Annotated in this window: 7 protein-coding genes; 3 read left to right on the top strand and 4 right to left on the bottom strand. The window is 74.2% G+C overall.

Annotated elements, in window-relative coordinates; genetic code table 11:
- Positions 1-150 precede the first annotated feature (150 nt).
- Positions 151-1116: an MBL fold metallo-hydrolase gene (locus ACFW9D_RS12055; protein ID WP_384620743.1), complete on the bottom strand. Its 966-nt coding sequence runs from the start codon at positions 1114-1116 to the stop codon at positions 151-153.
- A gap of 176 nt (positions 1117-1292) precedes the next feature.
- On the opposite strand from ACFW9D_RS12055, the gene ACFW9D_RS12050 reads away from it, so the two are divergent.
- Positions 1293-2438, top strand: coding sequence for a hydrolase (locus ACFW9D_RS12050; protein ID WP_384620740.1), 1146 nt, complete (start codon positions 1293-1295; stop codon positions 2436-2438).
- Between the two features lie 20 nt (positions 2439-2458).
- On the opposite strand, the gene ACFW9D_RS12045 is transcribed toward ACFW9D_RS12050, so the two are convergent.
- The 3 genes from ACFW9D_RS12045 to ACFW9D_RS12035 are packed head-to-tail and all read right to left on the bottom strand — an operon-like array spanning position 2459 to position 5012.
- Complete coding sequence (locus tag ACFW9D_RS12045; protein WP_188341819.1) at positions 2459-3199, bottom strand: SDR family NAD(P)-dependent oxidoreductase; 741 nt, start codon at positions 3197-3199, stop codon at positions 2459-2461.
- Between the two features lie 20 nt (positions 3200-3219).
- Positions 3220-4011 (bottom strand): SDR family NAD(P)-dependent oxidoreductase, encoded by a 792-nt coding sequence (locus ACFW9D_RS12040; protein ID WP_188341820.1) that lies wholly within the window; start codon positions 4009-4011, stop codon positions 3220-3222.
- Positions 4008-5012, bottom strand: a complete 1005-nt coding sequence (locus tag ACFW9D_RS12035; RefSeq protein WP_384620735.1) for a superoxide dismutase — start codon at positions 5010-5012, stop codon at positions 4008-4010. The genes ACFW9D_RS12040 and ACFW9D_RS12035 overlap by 4 nt, the downstream gene beginning before the upstream one ends.
- Before the next feature lie 336 nt (positions 5013-5348).
- On the opposite strand from ACFW9D_RS12035, the gene ACFW9D_RS12030 reads away from it, so the two are divergent.
- Both ACFW9D_RS12030 and ACFW9D_RS12025 read left to right on the top strand, forming a co-directional pair.
- Positions 5349-6260 (top strand): nitroreductase/quinone reductase family protein, encoded by a 912-nt coding sequence (locus ACFW9D_RS12030; RefSeq protein WP_188341822.1) that lies wholly within the window; start codon positions 5349-5351, stop codon positions 6258-6260.
- A 9-nt stretch (positions 6261-6269) separates the two neighbouring features.
- Positions 6270-7403 (top strand): glycosyltransferase, encoded by a 1134-nt coding sequence (locus tag ACFW9D_RS12025; RefSeq protein WP_384620732.1) that lies wholly within the window; start codon positions 6270-6272, stop codon positions 7401-7403.
- Positions 7404-7410: the final 7 nt, after the last annotated feature.

Below are 7410 nucleotides of genomic sequence, written 5' to 3'. Positions count from 1 at the left end.
GGCCCGGGCCGCCCCCGGGCGCCCCCACGGCCCCCCGCCACCCGGGGGCCCCCCCCGCCGCCGCGCGCGGCGCCGCGGGTGCGGGGCCCGCCCCCCCCCCGGCCCCCCCCCCTTCTCCTCATCGGTACGGGTGCGTTGTCGCCGTGCGGGTCAGGCGAGGCAGCAGGGCGGCCCGCCGTGGTAGGCGATCATCTCGCCGAGGGCCGTCTCCATGACCGGCATGGGCAGCGGGTCCTCGGGGCCGGCGCCGTCCAGCTCGGCGTAGGCCCGGTGCAGGTTGGGCACCAGCCGCTCGGCGTCCAGCAGCCCTGCGTACGGGCCGGGGCCGGCCTCGGCGGCGGCCTGGGCGGGGGTCAGGCCCGCCGCGTGCCCCTCGGCGGCCACCCGCTGGACGTGACGCAGGTACCCCTCGACGACGTCGAAGACCTCGGGCCCCGAGACGGCGCCGTGACCCGGTACGACGGTCGTGGCCCCGAACGCCCGCAGCCGGTCCAGGGCGGCCAGCGATCCGGCGATCGAGCCCATCAGGCAGAACGGCGTCACCCCGTTCATGACGAGATCGCCGGTGAACAGGACCTTCTGGCGGGGCAGCCACACGACCGTGTCGTTGGAGGTGTGCGCGGGCCCCACATGCTCCAGTTCGGCCCGCAGGGAACCGATGTGGAGGGTCAGGCCGTCGCGGAAGGTCAGCGCCGGCGGGGCCAGTTCGATGCCGCCCCACTCCACGTCCGGCCACAGTCCGGTCAGGTGCAGTCCGGCGGCGACCATCTCGGTACGGGTCCGCTCGTGGCCGACGACGAGCGCCTCGGGGAACAGGTAGTTGCCGAAGGCGTGGTCGCCGTGGAAGTGCGTGGTGACGACGGCGCGCGGCGCGGCCGGGTTCAGGGCGAGGGCGCTCGCGCGCAGGTGGCGGGCGCGGGCCTCGGTGGCGGCGGTGTCGACGAGGGCGCTCTCGCCCTCGGACACGAGGATGCCCGCGTTGTTCAGGCACCAGCCGCCCGGCGGCTGCAGATAGGCGTGGACGCCGTCGGCCACCTCGACGACCTCGGCGAAGGGGGCGGGCACCCGGGACGTCCCGGGCTCCGCGGCGCGGGGGGCGGTGATGCTGGGCGGCACGGCCGTTCTCCTCACATGGCTTGCGACAGTGCCCCGAGTCTCGTGCGCTCTGCTCGCAGCCCGGTCGAGGACGCCGCGAGCCCTCTCCAGCCGACCTTGAGCTCGTCGCTACCGGCCGGGCGGAGCGTGGGACGAGGTGTCGGCCCGTCCGGGCGCCCCCAGCGTAAGGAGCAAGGATGAGCGACCAGTTCCCGCGAGAGTCCGGGGTGGCTGCCGCGGCGCCCGCGGTGGCCGAACTCGCCGCCGGCCTGGCCGAGCGCGCCGAGCAGGAACGCCGCGTCGACCCCGGGGTGCTGCGGGCCGTGGTCGACGCCGGTTTCGCCCGGCACTTCGTGCCGGCCGCGCACGGCGGCACCGAGTCCACCTACGGCGAGCTGGCCCGGGCCGTTCCCGTGCTGGGTGCCCGGTGTCCGGCGACCGCGTGGAGCGCCGCGATCGTGGCGAGCCTGTCGCGGATGGCGGCCTATCTCCCGGAGGCGGGCCGCAAGGAGGTCTGGCGCGAGGGGCCCGACACGGTGGTCGTCGGCTCCGTCTCGCCGGTGGGCAGGGCCCGTGCCGCGTCGGGCGGGTGGCGGGTGTCCGGCACCTGGCCGTACGTCAGTGTCGTCGACCACTCCGACTGGGCGCTGCTGCTCGCCCTGGTGGCGACGGGTGAAGGGCGGCCGGAGCCGCGGCTGTTCGCGCTGCCCCGCTCCGCGTACCGCATCGAGCACACCTGGTCGGACATCGGGATGCGGGCCACCGGCAGCAACACCCTGATCGTGGACGACGTGCTGGTGCCGGACGAGCTGAGCTTCGCGGCGAAGGACCTGCTGACCGGCCTGGCCCCGCAGGGGTCGGCCGGCTGTCACCGCGTTCCGCTGCCGGCCGTCAACGGTCTCTTCTTCACCCTGCCGATGCTGGGCGCCGCCGAGGGCGCGCTCGCGCACTGGACCGAGTACGCCGCTCCGAAACTGCGCAGCGCCTCGCACGTGCCGGGGCCGGGTCCCGGCCGCGGCTTCTACGAGGAGACTCTGGCCCGTTGTTCGGGCGAGATCGACGCCGCCCGGCTGCTGTTGGAGCGGGTCGCCGCGACCGCCGACCGCGATCCGGTCCCCACGCCGCTGGAGACCGTCCGCGGCCAGCGTGACTGCGCGCGGGCCGCGGATCTGCTGACGGGTGTCGTGGACCGGCTCTTCAGGGCGTCGGGGACCAGCGGGCACCGGGTCGACAGCCCGCTGCAGCGGCTGTGGCGGGACGTCCACTCGGCGTCCGGGCACGTGGTGCTCCAGTTCGCCCCGGCGGCTGCCGCGTACGCCTCGCAGGTCGCCGAGGCGGACTGAGGCGGCGGGCGGCGCGGCCGTCAGCGCACGAGGGTGCCGCCGCCGTCCACCATGAGGACGTTGCCGGTCGTGTAGGTCGAGCGGATCATCGACAGGACCGCTTCCGCCACGTCGTCCGGCTGTCCCACGCGGCGCAGCGGGGCGACCTCCGCGACCTTCTGGGCGATGGCGGCGAAGAAGTCGCTGCCCTGTGTCCAGCCCGTCTCGACCAGGCCGGGTGCCACCGCGTTGACGCGGACCTCGGGGCCCACGGCCACGGCCAGCAGGCGGGTCATGTGTTCCAGGGCCGCCTTGCTCACCGCGTACGGGATCGAGCTGCCGGTCGGACGGCTGCCGGCCACCGACGACACGTTCACGACGACGCCTTCGCCGCTCTCCCGCAGTGCGGGCATCGCGGCCACCGTGGTCTGCCAGGTGCCGAAGACGTTCAGGCCGAAGATCTCCTGCCACACCTCGGGGGTCGCGGCGTCGAGGTCGCCGTGCGGGATGGCCCGGGTGACACCGGCGTTGTTGACGAGGATGTCGAGCCGTCCGTAGTGCTCGACGGCCGCGGCGACCAGCTGCCGCGACTGCTCCGGGTCGGAGATGTCCGCCTGGACGTAGAGGGCGTCGGGCAGCGAGGCCGCGACCTTCTCGCCGGCCTCCGTGGAGCGGGCCGAGTTGACGACGACGCTGATGCCCTCGGCGGCCAGCCGCCGGGCCACGGTCTCACCGATGCCCGCGGACGAGCCGGTGACCAGGGCGACGCGTGTGCTGCTCATGGCTTCCTTCCTCTTCCGGATCAGTAGTTGCCGAGGCCGCCGCAGACGTTCAGCGCCTGTGCGGTGACCGCTGCCGCGTCGTCGCCCACGAGGTACTCGACCATCGCGGCGACCTCGCGGACGGTGACGTAACGCCCGTTGGGCACCCGGGTGGTGATCCGGTCGAAGGCCTCTTCCTGCGTGATGCCCCACGCGTCCGCGTAGCCCTCGCGGACCCGCTGGGCCATGGGCGTCTCGACGAAGCCGGGGCAGACCGCGTTGACGGTGATGCCCGTGCGGGCGAGCTCGAGGCCGAGGGCCTTGGAGAAGCCGACGACGCCGTGCTTGGAGGCCGAGTACGGGGCGGCGAGGACCACGCCCTGCTTGCCGCCGGTCGAGGCGATGTTGATGATCCGGCCGTGGCCGGCCTCCTCCATGCCGCCCGCCGTCAGCACCTCCTTGGTGACCCGGAAGACGCTGGTCAGGTTGGTCTCGATGACGTCGGCCCACAGCTCGTCGGTGATCTTGACGGTGGGGCCGCCGCCGCTGCGGCCGGCGTTGTTGACGAGGATGCGGATCGGGCCGTGCTGCTCGACGACGGTGCGCACCAGTTCGCGGATCTGCTCGTGGTCGCGGACGTCGCAGACCGAGCCGGTGACCGGCAGGCCCTCCTCGACCAGTTCCTTGACGGTGGAGGCGACGGTTTCCGTGGTACGGCCGCACAGGTGCACCGGGGTGCCGGCGGAGGCGAGCCGCCGCACGATCTCCAGGCCTATGCCGCTGGTGCCGCCCGTCACCAGGGCTGCCCGCTGGTCCTTCGGGGTCTCGCTCATGCCCGCTCCTCAGTGCTGTGGGTCGTGAACCGGCGCACCAGGGGCACGGCGGTCGAGTGGTAGGGGGTCGTGGAGGTCGGCGTCCGCGGGCCGAAGTTCGACACGTAGAGCCGGTCGCCGTGCACGGCCACCGCGGACGGCCAGTCGAAGTCCGGGTCGGTGATCCGGGTGAGCGGGGCCGCGCGGGTGCCCTCGGTGTTCAGCTGGAGCACCCCGACCGCGTCGGACTGGGCGACGTACAGCCGGGTGCCGTCGAGGCGGATGCCGTTGGCCGACGGGATGGTCGCGCCGCCCATCGGTATCCGCTGTGCCACGCCGGTGGCCGGGTCGACGCGCATGAGGCCGCCGCCGTCGAGGACGTGGGCCAGGAGCAGCCCGCGGCCGTCGGGGGTGGGCGAGATGCCGAGCGTGGTCACCTCGCCGTCGCCGCCCTGCACCCAGTCGCCGCTCAGGGGCACCGTCACGACCTGGTCGGCGGTGGGCAGTTCGCCCGTCGGGCCGAGCGGCAGCTTGTACAGGACGGGGTGGAAGGCATCGGTGAACCACGCGGCGCCCGCGGTCAGGGCGACGTCGGCGATCGTCGCGCCGGGCAGCGTCATCCGGTACGACGCCAGCGTCTGTCCGGTGGTCACGTCGAGCACCCGGATCTGGCCGCCGTAGGCACCGCTGACGAACAGCCGCCCGTGGCAGTCGAGCCGGATCCCGGCGGCGGCGTTGCCCTCGCCCAGGTCGGGAGAGATGTACTTGCCCTGGCCGGTGGTCAGGTCCACCCGGTAGACGTCGCCGCCGAACAGCGATCCGTAGTACGCGTACGGGGCGCGGCCGTCGGTGGCGACACCGCCCGGGTGGAAGCCGACCGGAAGCTCGATCCTCGTCGGCCAGCCCGCGTCCAGCGGGCGCGCCGCCGCCCATGCGCCCGCAGGCGTCGCGGCGAGCACCGCGGCGCCGCCCGCCGCGGCACCGAGTCCCAGCAGGCGGCGCCGGGACAGTGTGTTCTGCATGGTGGATGCCTCCCGTTCCGGTTCCGGCCGTCCGGAGTCTCCGGCAGCCCGTGTTTCCGGTCGTCTCCGGTGGGCGACTGTGCCATCGAGAAGGCGCGCTCCGGCGGTTCGTGGACGGGTGTTCGACGGGGGGTCCATGCGCTCGCGACCAGGTCTCGAGCCGGGTTCCACGGGCCGGGGCGCCGCTCCAGGAGTGCTCGAGGGCGGCTCGAGTTCCGGACGGGAATCATTGACCGGCGGGGGTCCGGCCGTTGATCGTCGAGTCCCACCCGTGCGGGCCGGCGGGCCGCCGCCGATGCGTGGACCTGTCGAAAGAACTGAGGAGCGTGCATATCCATGGCCGACGAGCTGGAAGCCTTCGTCGCTGACTGGAACAAGCCCGTCGTCGAGGAGTTCCGGGCGAACGGCGGAAAGGTCGGGGGCCCCTTCGAGGGAGGCACCCTCGCTCTGCTGACCACGGCCGGCGCCAAGAGCGGCCTGCCGCGGACCAGCCCGGTCGGATACCTGGAGATCGACGGCAAGGGCGTCGTCATCGCGTCCGCCGGCGGCGGCCCGAAGAACCCCGCCTGGTACCACAACCTCAGTGCCAACCCGCTGTTGACCGTCGAGGTCGGTACGGAGAAGTACCAGGCCAGGGCGACGGTGCTGGAGGGCGAGGAGCGCGAGAGCGTCTTCGCCAAGGCCTGCGAGCTGTCCCCCGGTTACGCGGACTACCAGAAGAACACCGACCGGGTCCTGCCCGTCGTCGTGCTGGAGCCCGAGTACTACGAGGACGGGCGCCGGGCGCGCGGGCTCGGTCAGGAACTCACCGAGATCCACGACTGGCTGCGCGGCGAGCTCGCCGGACTCCGCCGCCAGGTCGCCGACTTCGCGGCCGGCAAGGCCGACGCCGTGACCCCCGCCGACGTGCCCGTGCTCCAGCAGCTGCGCGACAACTGCCTGAGCTTCTGCAAGGCGCTCGAGGTGCACCACGGGGGCGAGGACCAGGGCGCGTTCCCGGTCCTGGAGTCCACCTTCCCGGGTCTGGCGCCGACGCTGGCCAAGCTGCGCGAGGAGCACAAGGTGGTGTCGCGGCTGCGCACCGAGATCGCCGAGCTCGTGACGGAGCTGGAGCCGGGCGACCCGCAGGGTGTGCAGGCCAGGCTGGAGACGCTGGTCGAGGAGCTGGAGCGGCACTTCGCGTACGAGGAGGCCGCCGTGGTGACCGCGCTCGACGCGCTGGCGTTCGCCCCGGCCAGTCGCGGCTGAGGCGCCGGCATGCGGATGCTCTTCCTCGCCGGGGGCAGCCCGGCGACGGTGTTCGCCCTCGTCCCGCTGGCCACGGCGGCGCGCAACGGCGGGCACGAGGTCCTGGTGGCCGCCACGGCGGACATGGCGGGGGTGATCACCGCGGCGGGGCTCCCGGCCGCGTCCGTCACGCCGCTGGCGATGCGTGACTTCATGCTCGCCGGCCGCGACGGCTCCCCGCTGTCGCTGCCCGACGATCCCGGGGAGCGGATGCGGTTCGGGGGGCGCGGGTTCGGCCGGCTGGCCGCCGGGAGCCTTCCGGCGCTGCGCGAACTGGGCCGGGATTGGCGCCCCGACGTGGTCGTCGGCGGCGCGCTGGCCTTCGGTGCGGCGCTGCTGGCCGGCGAGCTGAAGGTCCCGTACGTCCGGCACGCCTGGGACATGGGCGAGCCGCTCGCCATGGAGCTCGGGGCCGCCGACGAACTGGCCCCGGAGCTGGCGCGGTCCGGTCTGACGGAGCTGCCCGCGGCCGACCTGTGGATCGACATCTGCCCGCCCTCCGTCGCGGACCCCGCGGCCCCGTCCGGGCTGACCATGCGGTTCGTGCCGTGCGGGCTCCAGCGGGAGCTGGAGCCGTGGATGTACACGCGCGGGGAGCGGCGCCGGGTGTGTGTCACGGCGGGCAGCCGGGTCAGCAAGGAGTACGAGTTCGACCACCTGGACGCGCTGGTCGGGAAGGTCAGCGGTCCGGACGTGGAGGTCCTCGTCGCGGCCCCGGAGGAGGCGGCGGCCGCTCTGCGTGAGCGGCACCCGGGTGTGCGGGCGGGCTGGCTGCCGCTCGACACGGTGCTGCACACCTGCGATCTGCTGCTGCACGCGGGCGGCGGGCAGACGGCGCTGACGGCCGTGCGGGCCGGCGTTCCGCAGATGGTCGTGCCCAACATGCCGAAGCTGTGGGGCCCCAACCGGCGTCTCGCCGACCACGGTGTGGCCCGCCTGCCTCAGGCCGGCGAGGACGGGCCCGGTGACGTCGCCCGTGTCTGCCGGGAGATGCTCGCCACCCCGTCGTACGCGCGGCGGGCGGCGGAACTCGCCGCGGAGCTGGCCGCGCTGCCGGGCCCGGCGGAGGTCCTTCCCGCTGTGGAGGCGCTGGCGCGCGGCTGATCAGCCG

The sequence above is a fragment of the Streptomyces sp. NPDC059524 genome (assembly GCF_042749255.1).
Classification (GTDB): Bacteria; Actinomycetota; Actinomycetes; order Streptomycetales; family Streptomycetaceae; genus Streptomyces; species Streptomyces xanthii.
This window is presented reverse-complemented; position numbering and strand designations above follow the sequence as displayed.

Bases quoted from the DNA above. Each gene is read 5' to 3' on its own strand.
- ACFW9D_RS12050 (WP_384620740.1), top strand. From the start codon at position 1,293: ATGAGCGACCAGTTCCCGCGAGAGTCCGGGGTGGCTGCCGCGGCGCCC.
- ACFW9D_RS12045 (WP_188341819.1), bottom strand. From the start codon at position 3,199: ATGAGCAGCACACGCGTCGCCCTGGTCACCGGCTCGTCCGCGGGCATC.
- ACFW9D_RS12040 (WP_188341820.1), bottom strand. From the start codon at position 4,011: ATGAGCGAGACCCCGAAGGACCAGCGGGCAGCCCTGGTGACGGGCGGC.
- ACFW9D_RS12035 (WP_384620735.1), bottom strand. From the start codon at position 5,012: ATGCAGAACACACTGTCCCGGCGCCGCCTGCTGGGACTCGGTGCCGCG.
- ACFW9D_RS12030 (WP_188341822.1), top strand. From the start codon at position 5,349: ATGGCCGACGAGCTGGAAGCCTTCGTCGCTGACTGGAACAAGCCCGTC.
- ACFW9D_RS12025 (WP_384620732.1), top strand. From the start codon at position 6,270: ATGCGGATGCTCTTCCTCGCCGGGGGCAGCCCGGCGACGGTGTTCGCC.